General features: G+C 38.7%; 24 protein-coding genes and 1 pseudogene. 15 read left to right on the forward strand and 10 right to left on the reverse strand.

Annotation, left to right across the window (positions count from 1 at the left end; all coding sequences use genetic code 11):
* Nucleotides 1–24 precede the first annotated feature (24 nt).
* From FY048_RS04580 to FY048_RS04615, 8 genes and pseudogenes are all read left to right on the forward strand, one after another.
* The gene (locus tag FY048_RS04580; RefSeq protein WP_446090303.1) at nt 25–1,017 is read left to right on the forward strand and encodes an ABC transporter substrate-binding protein; all 993 of its coding nucleotides are present in this window, start codon (nt 25–27) and stop codon (nt 1,015–1,017) included.
* Nucleotides 1,018–1,067: 50 nt separating this feature from the next.
* On the forward strand, nt 1,068–1,889 hold the full coding sequence (locus tag FY048_RS04585; RefSeq protein ID WP_446090304.1) for an ABC transporter ATP-binding protein: 822 nt from the start codon (nt 1,068–1,070) through the stop codon (nt 1,887–1,889).
* Complete coding sequence (locus FY048_RS04590; protein WP_446090305.1) at nt 1,882–2,676, forward strand: ABC transporter permease; 795 nt, start codon at nt 1,882–1,884, stop codon at nt 2,674–2,676. Before FY048_RS04585 ends, FY048_RS04590 begins: the two co-directional genes overlap by 8 nt.
* Nucleotides 2,673–4,142: an amidohydrolase family protein gene (locus FY048_RS04595; protein WP_446090306.1), complete on the forward strand. Its 1,470-nt coding sequence runs from the start codon at nt 2,673–2,675 to the stop codon at nt 4,140–4,142. The genes FY048_RS04590 and FY048_RS04595 overlap by 4 nt, the downstream gene beginning before the upstream one ends.
* Before the next feature lie 607 nt (nt 4,143–4,749).
* Nucleotides 4,750–5,580 (forward strand): alpha/beta fold hydrolase, encoded by an 831-nt coding sequence (locus FY048_RS04600; protein ID WP_446090307.1) that lies wholly within the window; start codon nt 4,750–4,752, stop codon nt 5,578–5,580.
* 25 nt (nt 5,581–5,605) lie between these two features.
* Nucleotides 5,606–5,790 (forward strand): annotated as a pseudogene (locus FY048_RS04605) (hypothetical protein); the annotation flags it as partial.
* Between the two features lie 212 nt (nt 5,791–6,002).
* The gene (locus FY048_RS04610; RefSeq protein WP_446090308.1) at nt 6,003–6,578 is read left to right on the forward strand and encodes a dihydrofolate reductase family protein; all 576 of its coding nucleotides are present in this window, start codon (nt 6,003–6,005) and stop codon (nt 6,576–6,578) included.
* A gap of 113 nt (nt 6,579–6,691) precedes the next feature.
* Nucleotides 6,692–7,384 carry a type 1 glutamine amidotransferase domain-containing protein gene (locus tag FY048_RS04615; protein ID WP_016138017.1) on the forward strand — a complete coding sequence of 231 codons (693 nt, stop codon included), beginning with the start codon at nt 6,692–6,694 and terminating at the stop codon, nt 7,382–7,384.
* Between the two features lie 97 nt (nt 7,385–7,481).
* On the opposite strand, the gene FY048_RS04620 is transcribed toward FY048_RS04615, so the two are convergent.
* From FY048_RS04620 to FY048_RS04635, 4 genes are all read right to left on the reverse strand, one after another.
* Complete coding sequence (locus FY048_RS04620; protein WP_446090309.1) at nt 7,482–8,687, reverse strand: NAD(P)/FAD-dependent oxidoreductase; 1,206 nt, start codon at nt 8,685–8,687, stop codon at nt 7,482–7,484.
* Between the two features lie 158 nt (nt 8,688–8,845).
* Nucleotides 8,846–9,394 carry an RrF2 family transcriptional regulator gene (locus FY048_RS04625; protein WP_446090310.1) on the reverse strand — a complete coding sequence of 183 codons (549 nt, stop codon included), beginning with the start codon at nt 9,392–9,394 and terminating at the stop codon, nt 8,846–8,848.
* Nucleotides 9,395–9,592: 198 nt separating this feature from the next.
* The gene (locus FY048_RS04630) at nt 9,593–10,612 is read right to left on the reverse strand and encodes an MBL fold metallo-hydrolase (RefSeq protein ID WP_446090311.1); all 1,020 of its coding nucleotides are present in this window, start codon (nt 10,610–10,612) and stop codon (nt 9,593–9,595) included.
* Nucleotides 10,613–10,752: 140 nt separating this feature from the next.
* Entirely contained in the window at nt 10,753–11,322 is a 570-nt protein-coding gene (locus tag FY048_RS04635) for a TetR/AcrR family transcriptional regulator (protein ID WP_198495696.1), read from the reverse strand.
* 166 nt (nt 11,323–11,488) lie between these two features.
* Here FY048_RS04635 and FY048_RS04640 point away from each other — a divergent pair, with 166 nt between their 5' ends.
* A complete protein-coding gene (locus tag FY048_RS04640; RefSeq protein ID WP_446090312.1) occupies nt 11,489–11,884 on the forward strand; it encodes a CDI toxin immunity protein in 396 nt (131 codons plus the stop codon).
* Between the two features lie 591 nt (nt 11,885–12,475).
* On the forward strand, nt 12,476–13,030 hold the full coding sequence (locus tag FY048_RS04645) for a TetR/AcrR family transcriptional regulator (RefSeq protein WP_005046854.1): 555 nt from the start codon (nt 12,476–12,478) through the stop codon (nt 13,028–13,030).
* Nucleotides 13,031–13,262: 232 nt separating this feature from the next.
* Here FY048_RS04645 and FY048_RS04650 read toward each other — a convergent pair whose 3' ends face one another.
* The 3 genes from FY048_RS04650 to FY048_RS04660 form a co-directional block, all read right to left on the reverse strand.
* On the reverse strand, nt 13,263–13,616 hold the full coding sequence (locus FY048_RS04650) for a hypothetical protein (protein WP_446090313.1): 354 nt from the start codon (nt 13,614–13,616) through the stop codon (nt 13,263–13,265).
* A gap of 126 nt (nt 13,617–13,742) precedes the next feature.
* Nucleotides 13,743–14,747 (reverse strand): NADP-dependent oxidoreductase, encoded by a 1,005-nt coding sequence (locus FY048_RS04655; protein WP_311085095.1) that lies wholly within the window; start codon nt 14,745–14,747, stop codon nt 13,743–13,745.
* A 55-nt stretch (nt 14,748–14,802) separates the two neighbouring features.
* On the reverse strand, nt 14,803–15,606 hold the full coding sequence (locus FY048_RS04660; RefSeq protein WP_004642960.1) for an oxidoreductase: 804 nt from the start codon (nt 15,604–15,606) through the stop codon (nt 14,803–14,805).
* A 236-nt stretch (nt 15,607–15,842) separates the two neighbouring features.
* Here FY048_RS04660 and FY048_RS04665 point away from each other — a divergent pair, with 236 nt between their 5' ends.
* Genes FY048_RS04665 through FY048_RS04680 form a run of 4 tightly spaced genes read left to right on the forward strand, consistent with a single transcriptional unit; the run spans nt 15,843 to nt 19,453 of the window.
* On the forward strand, nt 15,843–16,856 hold the full coding sequence (locus FY048_RS04665; RefSeq protein WP_446090314.1) for an alpha/beta fold hydrolase: 1,014 nt from the start codon (nt 15,843–15,845) through the stop codon (nt 16,854–16,856).
* Between the two features lie 40 nt (nt 16,857–16,896).
* Entirely contained in the window at nt 16,897–17,760 is an 864-nt protein-coding gene (locus FY048_RS04670; protein ID WP_446090315.1) for an alpha/beta fold hydrolase, read from the forward strand.
* Nucleotides 17,761–17,806: 46 nt separating this feature from the next.
* Nucleotides 17,807–18,193 carry a helicase gene (locus FY048_RS04675; protein ID WP_446090316.1) on the forward strand — a complete coding sequence of 129 codons (387 nt, stop codon included), beginning with the start codon at nt 17,807–17,809 and terminating at the stop codon, nt 18,191–18,193.
* Between the two features lie 9 nt (nt 18,194–18,202).
* Nucleotides 18,203–19,453, forward strand: coding sequence for an NADH:flavin oxidoreductase/NADH oxidase family protein (locus FY048_RS04680; protein ID WP_446090317.1), 1,251 nt, complete (start codon nt 18,203–18,205; stop codon nt 19,451–19,453).
* Nucleotides 19,454–19,522: 69 nt separating this feature from the next.
* Here the strand turns inward: FY048_RS04680 and FY048_RS04685 are convergent, their stop codons facing one another.
* Nucleotides 19,523–19,957, reverse strand: coding sequence for a winged helix-turn-helix transcriptional regulator (locus FY048_RS04685; protein ID WP_446090318.1), 435 nt, complete (start codon nt 19,955–19,957; stop codon nt 19,523–19,525).
* A gap of 106 nt (nt 19,958–20,063) precedes the next feature.
* Nucleotides 20,064–20,423: a winged helix-turn-helix transcriptional regulator gene (locus tag FY048_RS04690; protein ID WP_216985011.1), complete on the reverse strand. Its 360-nt coding sequence runs from the start codon at nt 20,421–20,423 to the stop codon at nt 20,064–20,066.
* Between the two features lie 127 nt (nt 20,424–20,550).
* Between FY048_RS04690 and FY048_RS04695 the strand changes: the two genes are divergently transcribed.
* Nucleotides 20,551–21,408 carry an SDR family oxidoreductase gene (locus FY048_RS04695; RefSeq protein WP_446090718.1) on the forward strand — a complete coding sequence of 286 codons (858 nt, stop codon included), beginning with the start codon at nt 20,551–20,553 and terminating at the stop codon, nt 21,406–21,408.
* 185 nt (nt 21,409–21,593) lie between these two features.
* Here FY048_RS04695 and FY048_RS04700 read toward each other — a convergent pair whose 3' ends face one another.
* Nucleotides 21,594–22,643: an AraC family transcriptional regulator ligand-binding domain-containing protein gene (locus tag FY048_RS04700; protein WP_446090319.1), complete on the reverse strand. Its 1,050-nt coding sequence runs from the start codon at nt 22,641–22,643 to the stop codon at nt 21,594–21,596.
* Nucleotides 22,644–22,704 lie beyond the last annotated feature (61 nt).

A 22,704-nucleotide genomic window follows, 5' to 3' on the forward strand; every position in this document is an offset into this window, starting at 1 on the left:
CAATACAGATTTAGGGGCTTATTTATGAATATTCAGCACTATGTAGGCAAAGGGCGAAGTACTGTTATCGTGAGTGCATTATTGGGGCTAGGAACAATATTCAGTTCAACCAGTTATGCTGCCGATAAACTTATTCTACAAACCACCTGGTATGCTCAAGCTGAGCAAGGTGGATATTATCAGGCACTTGCACAAGGGATTTATAAAAAATACGGACTTGATGTCGATATTAAAATTGGTGGGCCACAGGTTAATAATATGACCTTATTATTGTCCAAACGTGCCGACATTATAATTAATTATGATTTACAAGTTTTAAAGGGTATTGAAAGTAATTTTCCAATCAAAGCAATTGCAGCGCCATTTCAGTTTGATCCACAAGGTGTATTAACTCATAGTGATGTAAAGTCTTTGGCCGACTTAAAAGGCAAAACTATTCTTGTTTCAACCAGTGGACAAGCAAGCTGGTGGCCATGGTTAAAAGGCAAATATAAATTAGACGCAGCGCAAGCCCGCCCGTACACCTTCAATATGCAGCCATTTTTAGCTGGCAAAAATGTGGCACAACAAGCCTATGCAACCTCTGAAGTCTTTCAGGCAAAAAAAGTGCAACCTTCAAGTAATTTCTTTTTATTCGCTGATGCAGGCTATCCAGCTTATGGCGGTATTTTAGTTACACGTAATGATGTAATTCAAAATAAACCAGATGTTGTACGCCGCTTTGTTCAGGCATCAATGGAGGGATGGAAAAACTATTTAGCTGACCCACGATTGGGTAATAGCCTGATTAAAAAAGAAAACCTGAATATGAAAGATGAACTGCTGACTTTTGCAGTAGGTCAAATGCGCCAACTAAAATTGATTGATGGAGGTGATGCCAAGACACAAGGAATTGGGGTCATGACCGAAGCGCGTTGGAAAGCAACACGAGATTTTATGGTGAACGCTGGTTTGTTAAAAGCTCAAACCAACTGGAAAGCTGCTTATACCACCCAGTTTGTTAAAACTGCCAAGTAGTCAGGGTTGTAGGGTTAACAAAATAGGCACTCGCGCGGAGGGGAAACCATATGAATTCTGTATTATCAATTGATACACCCATAGATGAATCTTCAAATTTTATTACGCCCATGATTATGGTCAGAGGGGTAGAAAAGACCTATCCAAATGGTACGAATGCTTTACAACGTTTGGATTTAAATATTGCACGTGGTGAGATTGTGTCATTACTTGGACCATCAGGTTGTGGAAAAAGTACTTTACTGAAAATGTTTGCCGATCTGGAGCAACCTTCTGCAGGGTTGGTACGTTGGAATGGCAAGGCTGAGATTCAATCACAATGCAAAATGGCAATGGTATTTCAAGAGGCAACGCTGATGCCTTGGGCTAATATTGCAGAAAATGTACGTTTACCTTTGGATTTACAGCATATTTCGAAATCAGCGAGTAACCCCAAAGTCATGGCTGCGTTAAAAGCCGTTGGTTTAGAAAATTTTAGTAGTGCTTATCCACGAGAACTTTCGGGGGGCATGCAAATGCGTGCCTCTTTGGCTCGTGCTCTAGTGAATGAACCAGATTTAATGTTAATGGATGAGCCTTTTGGGGCTTTGGATGAATTTACTCGCCATAAACTTGACAGTGATATTCGTCAATTATGGTCTGAACGAGATTTAACCGTGGTTTTTGTTACTCATAGTATCTATGAGGCAGTTTATTTATCTTCGCGGGTCATTGTGATGGGAGCACGACCAGGGCGTGTCGTGGCTGATTTAAAAATTGAAGGGCCTTGTGTGCGTGATGAAGCTTTCCGTAGTTCGGAAGTCTTTATTCAACAATGCTCACGTCTATCCCAATTATTAGCTGAGGCAAGCGGAGAGCATAGTCATGATTAAACCATTATTAGAACATCCAAAGGTACAACGTATTGCAGCTCCACTAGGATTGGGCCTGATATTCCTACTGGTTTGGCAGTTGAGTTTCCAACAGCTTGAAGTACCTGTATATGTCGTGCCAAAACCCAGCGATATTGTTATGGCAATGATTAAAGAGTCCAGTGTGTTATTTGGAAGCCTCTTAATCACGCTAAAAATTACCTTATTGGCTTTTGTCTGTGCTGTAGTCATTGGCACCTTGATCGCTTTTGTCTTTGTGCAAAGCCGTGTAGTAGAAGCCTGTTTTATGCCTTATGCCATTTTATTTCAGGTGACTCCAATTGTTGCTATTGCGCCATTGGTAATTATCTGGATTCAAAATACAACATTAGCATTGGTCGTCTGTGCCATGTTGGTCGCAGTGTTTCCGATATTGACCAATACCACTTTAGGTCTGCGTAGTGTAAACAAAGGTTTGCTCAATCTTTTTCAGATCAATAAAGCCAGTCGTTGGCAAATTTTAATGCGCTTACGTGTGCCGAATGCTTTGCCCTATTTCTTTGGTGGATTGCGTATTTCCTCTGGCTTGGCACTTATTGGCGCTGTGGTATCTGAGTTTGTTGCTGGAGCTGGTGGCACTAGTGCAGGACTGGCTTATCAAATCTTGCAAGCAGGTTTTCAACTGGATTTACCATTGATGTTTGCAGCACTATTTCTTATCACGTGCACAGGCTTGGGTTTATTTGTGCTGATGTCTTTATTAAGTCATTTCTTTTTAAGTAAATGGCATGAGAGTGAACAAATATGAGTTCTGGTCTTTCAAATAATGGTTCTTTAAATCATCGCTATTTAATCAAAAATGCTTATGCCATTTTGACAGGGTTATCGGGGGATGCAGCACGTTCTTCATTTACCGATATCCGTATTCAAGAAGGTAAAATTATTGAATTGGGACAACTGACACCACAGCCAAATGAACAGATTGTCGATGCGAAAGACTGTGTAATTTATCCGGCATGGGTAAATACTCATCATCATTTATTTCAATCCTTATTGAAGGGCGAACCTCACGGATTGAATCAAAACTTAACCTCATGGCTTGCTAGTACGCCATATCGATTTCGTGGTGCATTCGATGAAGCCACATTTCGGGTCGCAGTACGCATTGGGTTAATCGAATTATTACGGTCAGGTTGTGCAACAGTAGCTGACCATCATTATCTTTACTGGCCACAAATGCCATTCGATGGTGCTGCAATTTTATTTGATGAAGCCGAAAAATTAGGCATGCGTTTTGTTTTATGTCGAGGTGGCGCAACTTTAACGCGTGGCTTGGAAAGTGAGTTACCACAAGCACTGCGTCCAGAGAGATTTGAAGACTATATGGAAGATATAGAGCTTCTAGTACAGCGATATCATCAACCGAGTTCAGATGCATTTCGGAAAATCGTAATGGCACCGACTTCGACTTTGCATTCGACCACAGCTCAGCAATTACGTGAAAGTGCCAAGATTGCTAGACAATTGGGTATTCGGATGCATAGCCATTTATCTGAAACGGTGGATTATCTGGATGCGGCTAGAGCCAAATTTGGTATGACACCTGTACAGTTTTGTGCAGAGCAAGATTGGGTTGGAAGCGATGTCTGGTTTGCCCATTTGGTTAAGCTATTACCTGAAGAAATCCAGTTGTTAGGCCAAACTCAAACAGGAATTGCGCATTGCCCTCAGAGTAATGCACGTTTGGGTAGTGGCATTGCCGATCTGGTCAGTCTAGAACAAGCAGGTATGACTATTTCGATTGGGGTGGATGGGGCGGGCTCGAATGAAGCCGCGGATATGTTATCTGAAACCCATGCTGCATGGTTATTACAACGCGCCAGAAAGGGCATGTTGGCTACACCACAATATGAGGGTGGGTTATTTGAAGGGGGCGCAGATGCTGCAAGTATTGAGGATATTATTCGTTGGGGAACAGTAGGTGGTGCTAAGGTTTTAGGTTTGGATCAGGTCGGTTCAATTGAGGTTGGACAACAGGCAGATTTAGTAATTTACCAATTGGATGATCCGCGTTATTTAGGCTTACATGATATGGCGATTGGACCTGTGGCGAGTGGTGGGCGAGCACATATTAAAGCCATGTTTGTGGCCGGAAAAATGGTGGTAGAAAATGACCAAATTCCTGATGTTGATATGATAGAGTTAGCTTGGCAAGCAAAGCAATCAGTGAGGCTATTACAGCAGCGTAGTATAGAAATGGCGAAAATAGCCTAACTTAGATATCTAATTAGACTAGGATCTATTGATAGCTTTAAGTTTATTTAATTTGATAAATACTAGCTAAAACGAGGGCGGTAATCATACCGCCAAATATCAAAGAAGTTTAACCGGTAAATCTATTACAACCTGAGTATCTTCTATAACGTTAAAATGTAGAATGATGGTAGTCCCTCATTCATTTAGCAGTTTTGTTAAAGGTCAACGTGTTTCTGAAACCCTATCTTTTTTGACAACAGCTTTTGTGTAAAAAAAGGATATGAGATTGAACTTCTGTTTGGCGCCATTTTTCATTAATTATATATAGCAGAATTGATTTATTGATATACGATTCAGAGTTGACATGTTTTAAAGTTAGAACAAGAGTATTTAAGCTTAAATCTAATTTTTCATTGAGATCGGCAATAATATGTAAAATCTCTGACATTTAAATGAAATAAAAACAATTAAAGATTAAAAAGATACAAAGTACAGCGGAGTCTTGATATAAATTTTATTTCAATATTAATTGATAGTATTGACCCTAAAATCAACTTTAACTTTAGTATAAATATTTAGACCTTGATAACGAATCTATAAGCAGATTTTCAACAGGAGAACAAAGATGGGTTATGTAACCACAAAAGATGGCGTAGAAATTTTCTATAAAGATTGGGGACCACACGATGCCCAAGTTTTATTTTTTCATCACGGTTGGCCTTTAAGTTCAGATGATTGGGACACACAATTGCTTTTTTTCCTTAAAGAAGGTTTTCGTGTAGTTGCTCATGACCGCCGTGGACATGGTCGTTCTAGTCAAGTGTGGGATGGTCACGATATGGACCATTATGCAGATGACGTTGCAGAGGTGGTTAAATATCTGAACATTAAAAACGCAATTCATATTGGCCACTCAACAGGTGGCGGTGAAGTGGCTCACTATATCGCCAGTCATGGTCAAGAGAACGTTGCAAAAGCCGTGCTTGTCAGTGCAGTTCCTCCACTGATGGTTAAAACTGAAAATAATCCTGAAGGGTTACCAAAAGAAGTTTTTGATGACCTACAAAATCAAGTTCTCACAAACCGTGCACAATTTTATCGTGACCTTCCATCTGGCCCGTTTTATGGTTTTAACCGACCTGATGCGAAGCCATCAGAAGGTATCATTTCTAATTGGTGGCGTCAGGGCATGACCGGTAGTGCAAAAGCACATTACGATGGTATTGTGGCATTTTCACAAACTGACTTCACCGAAGATTTAAAGAAAATCACAGTTCCTGTTTTGGTATTGCATGGTGATGACGACCAGATTGTGCCTTATACAACTTCTGGTGTGAAATCTGCTGAGTTGCTCCCAAATAGCCAACTTAAAATCTATCCAGGTTTTTCTCATGGCATGTTAACGGTGAACCATGAAGTGATTAATGCTGACTTACTGGCGTTTATTCGCGAGTAATTAAAAGCATAAAATTTTAAAAAGTGGAGAAATAAAAACAGCTCGCGTCCAAACAGAAAAGGCTTATAGCCCTATGGTCAATGGTTCACTGACTATCGTGAATTATTTACTCAAAATACAGTTAAAGGTGGCACATATACACCTGCAAAGCTGATGGGTTATAAGCTTGTAACCGAGCTGTCAGGTTCTAGTCCACTAGTCATAAATTAATAAAGCTATTATTAAAACAGCATAGTTGTAATAGCCCCGAACAAGGAGTCATTCTTGTTCAGGGAGTTTATAAAATTTATAAATATTTCAAATAAATATAGTGCTACATAGGTATAAGGAAAACCAGAAAACAAAACACTCCATAAGAAATAATTCAAATTGAATATACTAAAAAGTAGTACATATTTTTTATGAACAAAGGAATGTAAATCATGAGAAAACTAATACTGTTTCTGCATGCATCGCTTGATAGTTTTGTCGAAGGTCCAAATGGGGCAATGGACATTGGATGGATTGCTTACGATGCCGATTTAGCAAATCATGCAAAAGAAATTTTAAGCACTGTTGATACGGTGATTTGGGGACGTGCGACTTACCAGATGATGCATAATTACTGGCCAACTATGCTTTCAAACCCAGAAGCTTCGGAGCACGAACGGAATCATGCTGAATGGATTGAAAAGACTGAAAAAATTGTTTTTTCTACTACATTAGACAAAGTTGAATGGAATAACTCCAGACTTGTAAAAGATCATGTCAAAGAAGAAATTAATAAGCTGAAACAGCAAGCAGGCAAGGATATGGTTATTTTAGGGAGCCCTCGTTTCGCGCACTATTTGATGCAACATGATTTAATTGATGAATATAAAATTACAGTTTCACCTGTGCTGATTGGTAATGGATTACCACTATTTCAAGGTATTCAAGAAAAGACAAATCTTAAACTCATTGAAAATAAAACTTTTGCTTCTGGTGCGATAGCTCTTCACTACCAAAAGATAAGCTGACCTTTTCACTAGTAAGGTTCATAACTTTACCAAGCACAGACTTTCAGTAACAGTTTTCTATGCTTTGATGAGGTGATGAATACAATTATAAGTATGAAAAATGAGGTGAGAAAATGTCTAAACGCATATTACATGTCGTGACAAATATTTCACGCTATAAAGATATAGATGAACCGACAGGCCTCTGGTTAGGTGAACTGACACATGCCTATGATGAGTTTGAGAAACAAAACTACGTACAAGATATTGTCAGTCCAAATGGTGGTAAAACACCGATTGAACCCAAATCATTGGGAGTCTTAGTAGCCGATAAATCAGTAAAAGCGAGAGAAGATGATCAGGCATTTATGACTTTGCTCGCTAACACCCATAAACCGTCAGATATTAATTGGCAAGATTATGACGTGATTTACTACACAGGTGGTCACGGTGTGATGTGGGATTTCTTAGACAATCCTGAGCTGCAAGAAATCACCAAAAACATTTATGAAAAGGGCGGTATCGTTTCAAGTGTTTGTCATGGCTATTGTGGCTTGCTCAATGTACGTCTTTCAAACGGTGAGAGACTGATAAAAGATAAAAAGTTAACCGGCTTTGCTTGGAGTGAAGAAGTTTTAGCGGGTGTTGCGAAAAAAGTGCCGTACAATGCCGAAGAGTTAGCGAAAGAATATGGTGCTCACTATGAAAAAGCTTTTATTCCATTTGCCTCTCATGTCGTTCAGGATGGAAACCTAATTACGGGTCAAAATCCGTTTTCAGCTACAAAAACTGCTTTAGCGATAATAGAAGAGCTAGAAAAGTCTTAATTATTAATGATTCAAATATAAACCCGAAAAGTAAAACCAATGACGGCTTTGCTTTTCGAGTGTTTAAATAAAGTGATTTGATCTTGCAAAGCTAACTTTAAGGAACAATCACAAAATCAGGGTTGGCTATTGCGAAAGCTGCTTCGCGGTCTGCAACTGGTGGATAAATCCAGACGGTATTAATCTCGCGTTTAATTTTTTTAGCTTCATCATGCACAAATTGAACCTGACGATCCCAACCTTCGCTATAGAGTGCACCCCAAGGACCTAAATCAACACAAGTCACATACTTCGGTTGACTATAGGCATGAAGTGGTAAATCAACCAATTCTGCCGCAGCATTGTAACCCGCTACACGACCTAGGCTCATGGCATGTTGGCAAGACATCACGTTAAAGTTACCTAAATCATCGGTTGGAACTTTTACAGTGTCGCCAGTCACAAAAATATTTTTTGCTTCAGGTGCATGTAAATAAGCATCACCTAAAATACGTCCTAAATTATCTTTTTCACCAGTAACTTGAGAGGTGAGTGAGTTGGCTCGCATGCCGGCAGTCCAAATCACGGTTTCTGTTTCAATTCTTTCGCCATTAGAAAGCGTTACACCTGATGCATCTAGTGCTGTAACCCGTAGTCCAGTTTTACCTTCCACACCAAGCTCGCTAAGAGCTTCTCGAATAACGGTAGCAGCTTGGTCACCCATCGCCGCGCCAATTTCTGTTGAGGAATCAACTAAAACTACACGGACATCAGTTTCACCTAAAATGCTACGCAGACGTTCAGGCATTTCGGTAACGGTTTCTAACCCAGTAAGGCCACCACCAGCAACCACCACCGTATTACGCGCTGCATTTGCAGGTTTCTTAGCTAAGTTTTTAAGATGTTGGTCTAGTTTCTCAGCATCTTCTAGTGTGCTTACGCTAAAGCCATATTCGGTAAGACCTGATATAGGCGGCATAAACGTCGTACTTCCGGTTGCCAGAATAAAACGGTCATAGCTTAAAGTTTGTTTGCTGCCATCGGTGGTTGAAACTTCAATTGCCTGTTGGTCGACATCAATTTTATTTACCCAACCTGCCAGAAATTTAACCCCAACTACACTTAATAACTCTGAAATATCAGGGTTCATGTTTTCTAGTACAGCTTCATAAAGACGAGGACGAATATCAACATTCGGGCTAGGGGAAACCATCACCACTTCAATGTTTTGTTCTTGCGAAGCCAAGTGAATTGCTCTTTGTGCAGCAAGTGCGGCCCATAAACCAGCAAAGCCAGAACCTGCAATAATAATACGTTTACTCATTTGATTATCCTTTTGATAGATTTTCGGACAACAAATTCCAACTCATCACAAAATTTAGGGTGAGCGAATCCTTTCTCTGATTGTCCGAAAAATCTGAGAAGGCGTTTAAAACGATTAGGGGGTGTTATTACTCTAGGGTTTGAGACCCTTTCAGCTCATTAGTCGGGGGTATCCGGTGAGATTTTGTTTTTCCGCATTTTTGCTGTTCTTCCTTCGATGCGTTCATTGATCCAGCCATTTACATCACTAAAAAATACGTCGGGTGCATAACGGCCAAAACGGTCAGCAATATCACCAAGTGTATGAGCACCTAAAGCATCTCGCATGGCTTTTTCGGCCTGTAGCATAACTGCATGTACTGCACACACACCACTGGTTGCCCAATCTGGTGGAGCATGATTAAAGACCGCGCATTTACCACGAACTTCTTGGCATTCAAAGAGCGGTTTTTCACCTTCGATTGCATTCACGATATCTAAAAAACTGATTTCATGAGCGGATTGAGCGAGTAAATACCCACCACGAACACCTTCTTGAGCAATAACGAGACCTGCCTTTTCAAGTTTAGGAAAAATCTTTGCCATAAAACTTGGAGAGACTCCTTGTAGTTCAGCAAGATCCTTACTACTCAAAGGTTTGTCTTCATTGTTCACAAGAAAAAGAAGACAGTGAATCGCATACTCGACGCTACTAGTGATATAAGCCATTTAATTTCATAATTGATCAATTACAAACACAGACTAATACAGTCTGTGTTTTGAGTCAATAATAAAACTAAGCCAGAGTTAGTCCTAGTTTTATTTGAGAGTAGCTTAGATGGCATCCTAGGAGGGTATATAACTGAATTTAAAAACCTTTAAAGTAAAATTGACCGAAATAAATAATTTAAAAATTATCAAAAAAACTTACGAACGCCACCAATAATTTTCAACATTTGGCTCATTTAGGTTCAGTACTTCTCCCATTTGCGGTGTGCTAATCGCTAAGGCATTTTCTTTAGCTAAACCGACAATACGTTCAAACGGGTCATCCCAAGCATGAAGTGCCAAATCAAAAGTACCATTGTGCACAGGCAACAAATGACGACCTTTTAAATCGATATGTGCTTGCAAAGTTTGCTCTGGTTGCATGTGAACATCGGGCCATTCAGGGTCGTAAGCACCAGTTTCTAACATGGTCAGATCAAATGGCCCATAACGATGTCCAATCTCTTTAAACCCATCGAAATAGCCTGTGTCACCGCTGAAAAATACACGCAAGTCATTATCAATAATTACCCACGAAGCCCAAAGCGTCGCATTGCTATCGCCCATACCACGGCCTGAAAAATGATGAGCAGGGGTAGCCACTAATTTTAGTCCATCCACATGGGTAGTATCCCACCAGTCGAGTTGTTGAACTTTTTCTGCTGGAATTCCCCACTTAATGAGTGTGTCACCCACACCAAGCGGTGTTAAGAAATGCTCAACTTTATCGTTAAGTTGCATAACCGCATGGTAGTCGAGGTGGTCGTAGTGGTTATGTGACAAAATCACGCCTTTAATCGGCGGTAAGTCTGCAATGCTAATCGGTGGCTGGTGGAAACGTTTTGGTCCAAGCCATTGAAAAGGTGATGCACGCTCTGAAAAAACAGGGTCGGTTAGCCAAAATTCATTTTGCAGTTTTAACAAGATGGTTGAGTGCCCCAAACGAAATAGAGAGCGATCGGGTGCACTTAATAGTTGTTCTTTCGACAAACTTAAAACAGGAATTTCTTTGTTTGGAACGGTGTCTTTTGGTTTGTTAAATAGAAATTTCCACATGAGCTGGAGCGTTTTGCCAAAAGAAGGCTTGTGTTGATTTGGACGCGTATTTCTAAATTTGCCATTGTGCTGTTGAGATGGCATTAAGGGAGAAGGCAAGTCTGTTGTGTTTGAAATAGTCATTTTGTTTTTCCTTTAGTTGGAATAAACCTATATGTGCAAATAAGAACTTTAAGAGTACTTATTAATATTTATATAAATGAGTATTTACTCACTCATTAATTGGTTCAAAAATAAGGACGCCGTAGGTCCTTATCTTTTATTTATATTGAAACTGCATGCCAAAATGCTTCAAAACCCGATTTGCGATAACGCTCGGTTTGAGAAGGGTCTTGGGCAATAAAATTCAGTGTGACTTCCGCAAGTGCCCCCAAAATTGAAGCAATAAATAACGGTGGGTAGTCACGTAGTGTTCCACTATTAATATGTTCTTGAATATTTTGGGTCAGATCGCAAAAGGTTTGCATACCAATTTGTTTGCTTTGCTCGGTAATTTGTTCAGAGGTTGAAAGCTGTGCCATTACTTTGCGTTTGAGTGGAGCTTCTAAACTCCAGTCCAAATAGCTTTGCCAAATATGAGACATTTGTGTTTGCAAATCGGAGTGAGCAGGGTAATTGAGAATCATGACCTGACGCAGTTCAGCCTTGAGTGAAAGATAGAGCTGATTAAGCAACTCTTCTTTGCTACTAAAATAGGTAAATAAAGTACCTTCCGCCACGCCAGCGACTTTAGCAATTTTTGAGGTAGACGCACGTTCACCAAGCTCTGCCAATGTTTCAATAGCAGCACTTAAAATAGCATTACGTTTATCTTCACTACGAGGACGAGCCATACACAAATATATTAATTGAGTGATTACTCAATCATACATAAAAATAGCAAGACAGCAAGATATATTTTGTAGGGCAGAACTAAGAATCCGATAAATTAATAGCTGAAAAGTTATAAAATACATCTGGAATAGATTATTAATCTTAAAAGAAAATTAGGTAAAAGATATGTCCTTATTTGAAGAATGCAAAAATGCGCTCAAAAATGATTTTCAAATTATTAGTGATATAGACGTAGAAGATGTTTATACGAAGTTGAATATGTATCCTATAAAACAAAACTATATTTTATGGAAAAATATAGATTTCAAAGTTGTTGACATGGATGAGTTGTTAGAAAGCATGCAAACAATTCACAATGAAAATGTCTATGTTGTTGCAGATGATCAGAATATTCCAGTCTTTACTTCTAAGCTGAAATCAATAATTGAAAATATATACGACGTTATGGCTTTGTGCCCTAAAGTTTTTATTTTTAATGAAACTATCCTATTAGAACCACTTTTTCCAACTTATACCGTTAGAGTAGCTTTTAAGCCTAACTTAAATAAATCTCATACTTAAGGATATTCTTAAATATGTAATTAAATGAAAAACAATAATTAATTAAATATTTTCTAGCCAATTTCACATTGACACCTTAAATATTGCAGATTACCATTTGCGGGCTGGCCTACATTGCCAGTCGGTTTTGACGGACCGATGATCGACCACATCAGATTATTCCTTCTGAGGAATAGTTTCATGTGTGCACACCTCGTTCCCTCCCGTAGCGGTAGGACGGGAGTGGGACACTTTCGAGTGTGCTGGATGTCGAACCCAGTCCGTCAACCCACTTCCGTTCTGCCACCATAATTTATAATGTTTTGGCAGAACTCCCAATAAAAAGGAGTTGGCTTTGCACATTCATTATTTCTTGGCAGCCTTTGCCAAAAGCTATATCGACACCACTTAACCCATCTTTAAATGGTTTGATGGCCTTTAGGCTTGTCGAACTTTAAATCATTTCGTTTAAAAACTTAGCAACAATAAAACTTGAGATGTGCCAAGCACAGTCTTTATGGCTTTGTTACGCCTTTTTTCACCCTTAAAAGGGTCAAGGCTTTTTATATCTCATTTATATACAACAAAAATTTATTTTATAACGGTAAAACTATGCCACATTCAGATCTCCCATTTCGTGCTTTAAGTGTGCTTCATTCTGCAAGATATCTTTTTAATAAACATGGCTTTCACAATGTCGGGGTAGACCGAATTATTGAAGCAGCAAAAATTCCGAAAGCCACGTTTTATAATTATTTTCACTCAAAAGAACGTCTTATCGAAATGAGTCTGACCTTTCAAAAAGATGGTTTAAAAGAAGAATTACTTTCAATTATTTATGTCCAAAAAGACTTAACGCTAGTTGAAAAACTTAGAAAAATATACTTTTTACATGCCGATTTAGAAGGGCTATATCATTTGCCTTTTAAAGCTATTTTTGAAATTGCGAAAACACATCCAAAGGCGTATCAGGTCGTAATTGACTATCGAAACTGGTTGATCAAGGAAATTTATAATCTGCTTTTAACAACTAACGCAAATGCTTCAAAACAAGATGCGCACATGTTTTTGTTTGTGATTGATGGAGCAATGGTTCAGCTTTTAGACCCGAGTAAACCAGATGAACGGGAGAGGTTGCTTGAGTATTTTTTGTTGGGATTGGGGTGAGAGAAAAGCATTTTAATCTGTGGAATCTAAAATAAAATTTGTTTTATCAAGTAGTCAATGTAATTTATATTTTTAGAAAATTTAAATAAATGCATCTTTATTAGTCATATATTTTTATCTTCAATCATAAAATTTACAATGAAAGAAAATGTCACATGAAGTAGGTAGCTTTATAATGATAAGGATGTAAATTTAAAAATGAATCATATTAAAGAATGGACAATTAATATGGCTAATCAAAAAAGTGATCTACACCGGCAACAAGAGAGTGATCAAGATCGCCAAAATAAACAGCAAGATCAACAATTCGAGCAAAACCAACAGGATCAACAACAGCAACAAAACCACCAATACCAACACCATATACCAAATCAACAGCGGCAACAAAACGTGAAAGATCAGAAAGATATACAGCGGCAAAAAGATCAGCAAAACTGATAAAACTATCGAAAATGTATAAAAAAACCTCAATATCTCGTTGAGGTTTTTTATATGTATTTAAGTCTATTTCTTGTAGCAGAAAGCATCCTATAAATATCATGATTTGGTATTTAAGGAATATTCTTGTCCTCATTGGCATAGTCATTTAAGAATACCAATGAAGAAATAGACTAGAACTTACTTTTGATTTTATAAAGCTACTACGAATGGTCGGGTAATTAAGATCTTTAATGATTTGACCATTCGTAGTGTTTTTTATTTAAATAAATGCTCAAAGTTCAGCAATATTATTTAAAACGACTTTCCCTTTTGCTCGGCCCGTATTTACATATTGGAGCGCTTCTTTAATTTGAATAAAGTCATAGATTTGGTCAACTACGGGTTTAATTTTTCCAGCTTCGACCAATTCGGAAATTTTTGAGAGCTGCTGACCATTTGGCTGCATAAATAGAAATGAATAGGTAACGCCACGTTTTTTTGCTTTATGTCGGATTGACCAGCTTAGAAGCGGGATAACACATTTTAGAAAACGGTTCAGATTAAATGCTTCTGTAGTAGCTTGATCAGGTGGACCTGCAAGACTGATAAGTCGCCCACCACGTTTAAGTACATTGACTGATTTCTCTAAGGCTTTTCCACCTTGCGTATCTAAAACCACGTCATAGTCTTTAAGTTCTTGCTCAAAATCTGTCGTTTTATAGTCAACAATGATGTCTGCGCCTAGCTCTCTAACCCAACGAGCGTTTTTACCACTTGTTGTAGTTGCAACAATAGCCCCTAAGGATTTGGCAAGTTGAATTGCGATTGAGCCAACACCACCTGAACCTGCATGAATCAGTACTTTTTGTCCTGGCTGAACTTTTGCCATTTCAACCAGAGCTTGCCATGCTGTTAATGTAACTAAAGGTAAAGAGGCCGCCTGCTCCATAGAAAGATTTTGAGGTTTAAGTGCAAGTGAAGACTGTTGAACCACAGTATATTCAGCAAAAGCACCGTTTAAATCTGTCTTGGCATAGACTTCATCTCCGGCTTTAAACTGAGTAACGTTCGATCCAACTTCTACGACTGTACCTGCAAAATCATTGCCTAATATGAAAGGAAACTTCAGTGGCAGAATTGCTTTAAGTTCACCCTCTAAAACTTTTAAGTCGAGAGGGTTAATACTTGCAGCATGAACTTTAACAAGTACAGCGTCCGCTGTCAGTGGTGGTTGAGATTGTTCATTGAGCTGTACGTCATCAATGTTGCCATAACGGCTAATGTAGGCTGCTTTCATTTGAAACCTCTATTTCTCGAAATTATTTTTAAAGTTTTATAGGCTTGGGTTTGTTCTAAACTTTCAAGCTGCGGTGAATTAATTTGTCAAAGATCTTTGCAGGTGCAAATCGTCTTAACGCTTTTAAGCTTTTTGCAGTTTTTCCTGCTGTGTAGCGTGGTACGACCTGTTGGCTTTGAATGACGGTTAAAATTGTATTGGCAACTACACTCGGGTCATCTGACTTATTAATTGAATTAATCATTTGTTTATGTAGTTTTTCACGCGTTTGATCGTAAAAAGAAATTTTATTGTCTGCTTCGAGTAAGTTTACTCCCAAAGACGTATTGGTGTAAGCAGGTTCAATAAGTGACACACGAATGCCTTGAGATCTTAATTCGTGATCTAAAGATTCAGAGTAACCTTCAAGTGCATGTTTTGATGCAGAGTAAAGTGCGCCAAAAGGCAAAGGTAAAAGCCCAAGAATTGAACTGATATTTAAGATCAATCCTGATTTTTTCTGGCGCATATGTGGAATCACTGCACGAGTCATTCGAACCGCACCAAAAAAATTGGTATCAAAAATAGCCTGTGCTTGTTGCATTGAGCTTTCTTCGGCACCAGCAGGCGCTATTGCAAACCCAGCATTATTAATTAAGACATCGATTTTTCCTTCGGTTGCTATTACTTTCTCAACGGCTTGGGCAACTGAATTGTCTTGATTTACGTCTAACTCAATAAGATGGAATTTGTATTTTGATGAATCTTTTGCTTGTCGGCTTGTGCCATAAACAATAAATCCAGCCTCATGTAAAAGGTTTGCTGTTGCTAAACCAATACCAGAAGATGCACCTGTAATTAGAACTACTTTGCTGGTCATATCATGTTCCTTACTTAAATTTTGTAGTCAATTAACGAATGAATTTCGACTTGATTTTTTAATCATAATCTAAAAATAAAATAGTTACTACTAAAAAGATAGTGACAATATTTTTTTACATGCGTATAGTTGGTATTAAATCGATACTTACTCTGTTTTTATCTTTTCTCCCTTTGAAAGATCACTCATAAAAACAGATGAATCAGATCAATGAATTAAATTTGAGGATCAGAGAAATGAATTTTTTAATAAATACAGTTGCTATGAGTTTGACGGCGATATCTATTTTTAGTGCTCCCTTAACTCAGGCAGAAGTTGTGCCATCGGTTTCTTTTAATGAACCATCAATTCAGGCACATAAAGTGTCATCAAGTGCTGTTAGCAATCCGCAAGCAGGGCAACACGCCGAGCAAGATACAAATTGGAAGAATGTACCAACTCAATTTATTAGTGCAGGTGGCGTTAACTTCGCTTACCGAGAATATGGTCAACAAAACGGTGGAACGCCTGTCATTTTCTTAAACCATTTAGCTGCTGTACTAGATAACTGGGATCCACGAATTATTGATGGAATTGCGGCTAAACATCATGTTGTTGTGTTTGATAATCGCGGCGTTGGTGCTTCGACTGGTGAACCAGCAAAGTCAATTGAACAAATGGCAGATGATGCGATTGCTTTCATTCAAGCAAAAGGCTTTAAGCAGGTTGATTTATTCGGCTTCTCGATGGGCGGCATGATTTCACAAGAGATTGTGCTAAAACAGCCGAATTTGGTTCGAAAAATGATTTTATCGGGAACTGGCCCTGCGGGCGGTACTGGAATTAGTACAGTCGGGCGAGTTTCTAATTGGGATTTAGTTCGTGGAATGGTGACTGGTCAAGACCCTAAGGTTTATCTTTTCTTCACTCGTACAGAAAATGGTAAAGCTTCTGCAAAAGCCTTTATTCAACGTATTAATGAACGTACTGAAAACCGAGATAAAGAAATTACTATTTCTGCCTATCGTGCCCAGCTCAAAGCATTAAAAAAATGGGGAAGTAAAAAACCTGCTGACCTTTCTGTGATTCAACAACCTGTTCTTGTTGCCAATGGTGATCATGACCGAATGGTACCAACAGTAAATACTTATGATTTAGCAAAACGCTTACCGAATAGTTCACTTGTTATCTATCCAGATGCAGGTCATGGGGGAATATTTCAGTTTCATGATGATTTCGTAAAACAATCCCTCACGTTTTTAGCTAAATAAAAATTAGCTTAATCAGAAACTTAAATTTAGGATAAAGATAATGACTACTATTACTCACCAAACAGCAGAGACCCAATTCATTGAAGTAGATGGAGCAAATTTTGCCTACCGTCGATGGGGGAATGCAAATACAGAGCAACCACCGTTATTTTTTCTCCAGCATTTCCGAGGTGGTTTAGACAATTGGGACCCAATTATTACAAATGGTTTGGCAGAAGGGCGTGAAGTCATTTTGTTTAATGGTCGAGGTATTGCTTCATCTACAGGCCAGCCCCGTACTCGCATTGAGGATATGGCAGACGACGCGGCAGCAGTCGTTCGTGCTTTAGGCTTAAAACAAGTTGACCTGTTAGGCTTTTCACTTGGTGGGTTTCAGGCACAAGATTTAGTATGCCGTCATCCTGAACTTGTAAGAAAGCTGATGCTTTTAGGTACAGGACCAAGAGGCGGTAAACCACGCGGTGACGACCCAGAAGTGGCTGCATTGGTTTTGAAACATGCAACAACTGCTGTGCCATCTGAAGAAGACTTTCTCTTTTTATTTTTTGGTCGCTCTGAAGCTGCGATTCAAGCGGGTCATGAATTTTGGCAACGTCGCCATGAGCGTAAAGATCAAGATGCAGCAAGTTCAGTTGAAGTCATGCAGGCACAAATAGAAGCCAATATGCATTTTTTACCTAAACTTGATGAACAAGATCCTTTTGCGCATTTACGTGAGATTAAACAACCTACTTTCATTTTAAATGGTGTAGATGATGTGATGATTCCGACCATCAATTCATATCACATGGCACTTAACATCCCAAACGCGCAGCTATTTATCTATCCAGATGCAGGACATGGCGCCCAATTTCAGTACTCTGAACGCTTTGTAAAGCATGCAATACAGTTTTTAGATGAATAGATACATGAGTTTGATCTAGTCAATTTGATGAGTCAAGAAGATAAAAATGATGAAATTTAAATTATTGCTGTGGATGCTCACCAAGCTCATGCAGCGTGCGGTAAAAAAGAATCCGAAATGTGCGGCCTATGTGAAAGATAAAAATGTCATCTTTCAGATTCAAACTGCAAGTGGTGAAGGGCGCTATTTCGAAGTGAAAAACGGCAAGATTAACTCTTACTCAGGACTAACCAAGTCACCCAGTTTTATTTTTACATTTAAAACGGGTAGCAAGGGGTTCGCCGTATTGTCTGCTAAAGACAGCGTGAATACGTTTTTAACGGCACTTAAAACACAAGACCTTGTGATTAGAGGAAATTTTGTGGATGTGATGTGGTTTCAAAGTTTAGTGGACTTTATTCAACCTCATTCAAAACCATCTTTAACTGTGTGAGATAAGACCATGACTCAACTGCAATTAAAAACCAATCTTTTGAATCAGCCTTTAACGTTGCCAAATAGCTTCAGCATTCCAAACCGACTAGCGAAGGCTTCAACCAGTGAAACCTTAGCCACCTATTCAAATAATCCAACCGAAAAACATGTTCGGTTATATCAGCGTTGGGCTGCCTCAGGAATTGGGATGATCATCAGTGGCAACATTATGATTGATCGACGTGCCTTGGGCGAGGCTGGGAATGTTGTTGTTGAGGATGAGCGTGATTTTGCGATTTTACAAAAATGGGCAAAATCCGTGACCGATCAAGGTTCTCAATTGTGGGCACAGTTAAATCATCCGGGAAAACAATCAACAAAAGGGTTAAATGTACGTAATATTTCTGCATCGGCAGTGCCGTTCGGGCCAGAAATGCAATCTTTATTTGCGACGCCTGAGGAAGCCACACATGCAGAGATTTTAGAAATTATTCAACGCTTTGGTTGTAGCGCAGCGATTTGTAAAAAGGCTGGATTTAGTGGAGTCGAGATTCATGCTGCACATGGTTATCTCATTAACCAGTTTTTGTCGCCTTTGCATAATTTAAGAAACGATGAGTGGGGCGGTACGCCTGAAAAACGCCGTCGTTTTTTAATGGAAGTTTATACAGAAATTCGAAAACAAGTCGGTAAAGAGTTTCCAATTGCAATTAAGCTTAACTCTGCAGACTTTCAAAAAGGTGGTTTTACAGAGCAAGACTCTTTAGAAACGATCAAGGCTTTAGCGGACGCAGGGATCGACCTTATAGAAATATCGGGTGGTACCTATGAATCAGGAGTAGCTAAAGCGCCACAAAAAGCTTCGACTATTGCCCGTGAAGCTTTCTTTATTGATTTCGCAGAAAAAGTAAGAACACTCGTAAAAACACCGCTGATGGTTACAGGTGGTTTTCGGACCGTAGAAGGTATGAATCAAGCTTTGCAGTCTCAAGCGTGTGATGTCATTGGGATTGCAAGAATTATGGCAATTGAACCTGATGTACCTAAATATTTGCTGGCGGGCAAAAATGGTCTTCGGTCGGTGCATCCCATCAAAACAGGCATTAAGAAGGTTGATAGTCTAGGCGTTATGGAAGTACTTTGGTACACCCAACAATTAAAACGCATAGGTCAAGGTAGAGAGCCAAAACCTTATGAAAGTGGTTTATGGGCATTTATTAAATCTGTTTTACGTAATGGTTGGGGAACTTATGCAACCCAACGTAGCCGAGCAAAATAGCTGATTTACTTTAAATAGGCACAATAAAAAGCACTCCAATTGAGTGCTTTTATATATTTAAATTATTTATTATTTTTGACTAATAGGACGGGTGCCAATTTCAGCTCCCGTTATTTGATCAATCACAATCGGTTTAATCTCAGTGCCTTGTTCTGCGTCAAGAAAAGTCACCATTTTTTCGGGCTGGCCATAAGGTTTATATTTTCGGCCCCATGCGCCAATCACAAATAAAGCAGGTAAAAAATCTTTACCGGCTTGAGTTAATAGGTATTCCTCACGCGGCGGATGTTCGGAGTATTGTCTTTTTTCGAGTAAGCCTTCCTCCACTAAAACAGATAACCGTTTAGTTAGCATGGTTGGTGCAATGCCTAAGCTCTTACGAAACTGATCAAAACGTGTAAAACCCGCATGAGCATCACGTAAAATCAACATACTCCACGCATCACCTAGAACAGAAAGACTTCTAGCGATTGGGCAGACTTCAAGATTGCTATTTTTACTCATATCGAATTAATAAACTTAATAGTAACTACTAAAATAATACTAACATAAAGTGGTGAGTGAAACCAGTTTGAATGTTTAATATACGATAATACTTTTATTTCCCGAGTCAATTTTGAGCGATGTCTGCACTCGGCTGATTTTCTAATAATTTGGATAAATTATTTTCAAGCCAAGTCGTTAAATCAAATAGTCGTTCGGAAGCCTCTCGTCCAAAGTCTGTTAATTGATAATCTACACGAGGCGGTATTTCTGCATAATCCTGACGTACGATAAAACCATCTTGCTCAAGTGTTTTTAAGGTTTGTGCCAACATCTTTTCACTAATGCCATCAATTAGTTTTTTTAACTCATTAAAGCGCAGACGTTGATCTCGAAGTGCTACTAAAATCAAGACACTCCAACGGCTAGTGAGTGTTAACAAAATTTTCCGAGAGGGACAATCTGCTGAAAAAACGTATCCTTTCATCGCGCACCACCTTAATTACAAAACTTTACATTTGTTTCTAAACTTACTTTTAGGTAAGTACTTACTTTTAGTAAGTTAAGGTACTACGATGATTGAAAGATATCAACTACATCAGATGGAGATCATCATGCGTATTGCAATTACTGGTGCATCAGGTCAACTCGGCCAATTGGTTATTTCTCAATTACTCGAACGTACTGAGGCAAAAAATATTGTGGCATTAGTTCGCAATCCAGAAAAAGCATCAGATTTAAGCTCAAAAGGGATCGAAGTTCGCGCTTTTGATTATGTTCAAGACGCAGATAAACTTTCGGCTCAATTGGCTGGTATTGATAAGCTTTTATTAATCTCGTCAAATGAAATCGGTCAACGTACAGCACAACACCAAAATGTGATTAATGCGGCAAAACTTGCACAGGTAAAATTTATTGTTTACACGAGTTTATTAAACGCAGATACATCACCGCTTCTATTAGCACAAGAACATGTAGAGACTGAACAATATTTAAAAACATCGAATATTTCACATACATTATTACGTAATAACTGGTACAGCGAAAACTATGCGATGGGACTTGCCCAAGCAGTTGAGCATGGCAAAATTTTCGGGGCAACGCATCACGGTAAAATTGCTTCTGCTTCACGCTTAGATTATGCGACTGCTGCCGCTGTAGTATTAACTCAAGAAGGGCATGAAAATAAAGTTTATGAACTAGCAGGTGATACGAGCTATACCCTTGATGAAGTTGCAAAATGGACAAGTGAAATCAGTAAAAAAGAAGTCATTTACCAAGACTTACCAGAAGAAGAATATAAAGCGCTCTTGGTACAATTGGGTATACCAGAAGGGTTTGCTGGCATCTTGGCAGATTCAGATGAAGGCGTATCTAAAGGCGGCTTGTATAGTGATAGCAAAGATCTGCACCAGTTAATTGGTCGCGCTACTACAAATATGCAAGAGACGATTAAAGAATTCTTATCTTAAGTTAACGCTATAGTTCTTATCTAAAAACAAAAAGGTTTAAATTGTTCGGATTTAGGCCTTTGTATATTTTAATAAATACAGCTTTCATAAAGTCGGGGTAGACCGAATTATTCAGCCAGCCAATAACAACCAATGCAAATGCTTTAAAGCAAGATACACACATTTGTTTGTGATAGTTTAGTTTTTTATATTTCTTTCTTTCGAAATTGGATTGGCGTTATTCCAGTCCATTTCTTAAAAGCCCGCGTGAAATTCGTAGGCTGTATATAGCCCAGATAAAGTGCAATCTCTTGTATTTCCATATCACTATTGAGTAATAAGTTTTCAGCTTCTTTTTGTTGAGCTTCTTCTAATAATTGCAGGTATGAAGAACCGACTTGGCTTAAGTGGCGTCTCAGTGTTCGGCTAGACATATTTAAGCGATTCGAAATTTCATCAAACGAAGGATAACCAATCTGTGGTTTTAGGTTTAATTCTATTTTTACACTCAGGCATATATCTTTAATTTGCTCGGAAAAACGGATTTGTTCAGCTTCACACTGTGAAAGAGCTTGTTTAAAGGCAATCGGATCTGCCATTTTAATGGGCAAATCTAGAAGCTGTTTTTTATACCGAATTTGATTAGTTGCTTGGTTAAATCGAATAGGTGGCAATAGATGTTGATAAGCTTTGTGATAGCTAGGTTCTGACCACTCAACCGATAACTCAATATCAGCTAAATCATGTTCTCTTAAAAACTGACCAGCTTGAATCACGCCAATCATCAAACATTCATAAAAAAAACGTCTTAGTGTTTCCGCTTGAGCAGGTTGATTACTGACAACAGGGTGAGTTTCTTTAATTTCAATAATAGAAAATTCATGCTCATCTAGCAGAGCAATACGATAATCTTTTAATCGCATATTAAAAAATTGTGTTGAAACCTCAATAGCCTGTCGTAAATTGGGACTGCTCATTAAGGCATATCCCATTGGCCCATGGGCAGTTAAACGCAGTTTTAGTCCATATTCATATCCCAAGCCAGAATCTTTGGACAATAGCAAGCTTTCCCAAGCCAATTTAGACCATTGCATTGGGGTAATTCGGGCGTCTAATTGGTCTAAAAGTGTTAAGGGAATTTTACTTTTTTTCAAAATCTCAAGCGCAGAAAACCCTTTGTCTACCATAATTTCTAATAATAAATGAGCATAAGAAATAGGAATGCTGGCTTTGGATAGCCCATAAGGATCCTTCATATTCTTTTTTTGTTGTGGCCGAAAATGATTATCAGTATGTCTGATCTACATCTCACGCTCA

The organism is Acinetobacter sp. 1124_18A (assembly GCF_052824995.1).

Coding starts and splice junctions, on each gene's coding strand:
- FY048_RS04620 (WP_446090309.1), bottom strand. CDS start 8,687: ATGAGTAAACGTATTATTATTGCAGGTTCTGGCTTTGCTGGTTTATGG.
- FY048_RS04625 (WP_446090310.1), bottom strand. CDS start 9,394: ATGGCTTATATCACTAGTAGCGTCGAGTATGCGATTCACTGTCTTCTT.
- FY048_RS04595 (WP_446090306.1), top strand. CDS start 2,673: ATGAGTTCTGGTCTTTCAAATAATGGTTCTTTAAATCATCGCTATTTA.
- FY048_RS04660 (WP_004642960.1), bottom strand. CDS start 15,606: ATGACCAGCAAAGTAGTTCTAATTACAGGTGCATCTTCTGGTATTGGT.
- FY048_RS04600 (WP_446090307.1), top strand. CDS start 4,750: ATGGGTTATGTAACCACAAAAGATGGCGTAGAAATTTTCTATAAAGAT.
- FY048_RS04635 (WP_198495696.1), bottom strand. CDS start 11,322: ATGGCTCGTCCTCGTAGTGAAGATAAACGTAATGCTATTTTAAGTGCT.
- FY048_RS04690 (WP_216985011.1), bottom strand. CDS start 20,423: ATGAAAGGATACGTTTTTTCAGCAGATTGTCCCTCTCGGAAAATTTTG.
- FY048_RS04665 (WP_446090314.1), top strand. CDS start 15,843: ATGAATTTTTTAATAAATACAGTTGCTATGAGTTTGACGGCGATATCT.
- FY048_RS04695 (WP_446090718.1), top strand. CDS start 20,551: ATGCGTATTGCAATTACTGGTGCATCAGGTCAACTCGGCCAATTGGTT.
- FY048_RS04590 (WP_446090305.1), top strand. CDS start 1,882: ATGATTAAACCATTATTAGAACATCCAAAGGTACAACGTATTGCAGCT.
- FY048_RS04640 (WP_446090312.1), top strand. CDS start 11,489: ATGTCCTTATTTGAAGAATGCAAAAATGCGCTCAAAAATGATTTTCAA.
- FY048_RS04645 (WP_005046854.1), top strand. CDS start 12,476: ATGCCACATTCAGATCTCCCATTTCGTGCTTTAAGTGTGCTTCATTCT.
- FY048_RS04585 (WP_446090304.1), top strand. CDS start 1,068: ATGAATTCTGTATTATCAATTGATACACCCATAGATGAATCTTCAAAT.
- FY048_RS04670 (WP_446090315.1), top strand. CDS start 16,897: ATGACTACTATTACTCACCAAACAGCAGAGACCCAATTCATTGAAGTA.
- FY048_RS04580 (WP_446090303.1), top strand. CDS start 25: ATGAATATTCAGCACTATGTAGGCAAAGGGCGAAGTACTGTTATCGTG.
- FY048_RS04630 (WP_446090311.1), bottom strand. CDS start 10,612: ATGACTATTTCAAACACAACAGACTTGCCTTCTCCCTTAATGCCATCT.
- FY048_RS04680 (WP_446090317.1), top strand. CDS start 18,203: ATGACTCAACTGCAATTAAAAACCAATCTTTTGAATCAGCCTTTAACG.
- FY048_RS04675 (WP_446090316.1), top strand. CDS start 17,807: ATGATGAAATTTAAATTATTGCTGTGGATGCTCACCAAGCTCATGCAG.
- FY048_RS04700 (WP_446090319.1), bottom strand. CDS start 22,643: ATGAAGGATCCTTATGGGCTATCCAAAGCCAGCATTCCTATTTCTTAT.
- FY048_RS04615 (WP_016138017.1), top strand. CDS start 6,692: ATGTCTAAACGCATATTACATGTCGTGACAAATATTTCACGCTATAAA.
- FY048_RS04685 (WP_446090318.1), bottom strand. CDS start 19,957: ATGAGTAAAAATAGCAATCTTGAAGTCTGCCCAATCGCTAGAAGTCTT.
- FY048_RS04655 (WP_311085095.1), bottom strand. CDS start 14,747: ATGAAAGCAGCCTACATTAGCCGTTATGGCAACATTGATGACGTACAG.
- FY048_RS04650 (WP_446090313.1), bottom strand. CDS start 13,616: ATGACTATGCCAATGAGGACAAGAATATTCCTTAAATACCAAATCATG.
- FY048_RS04610 (WP_446090308.1), top strand. CDS start 6,003: ATGAGAAAACTAATACTGTTTCTGCATGCATCGCTTGATAGTTTTGTC.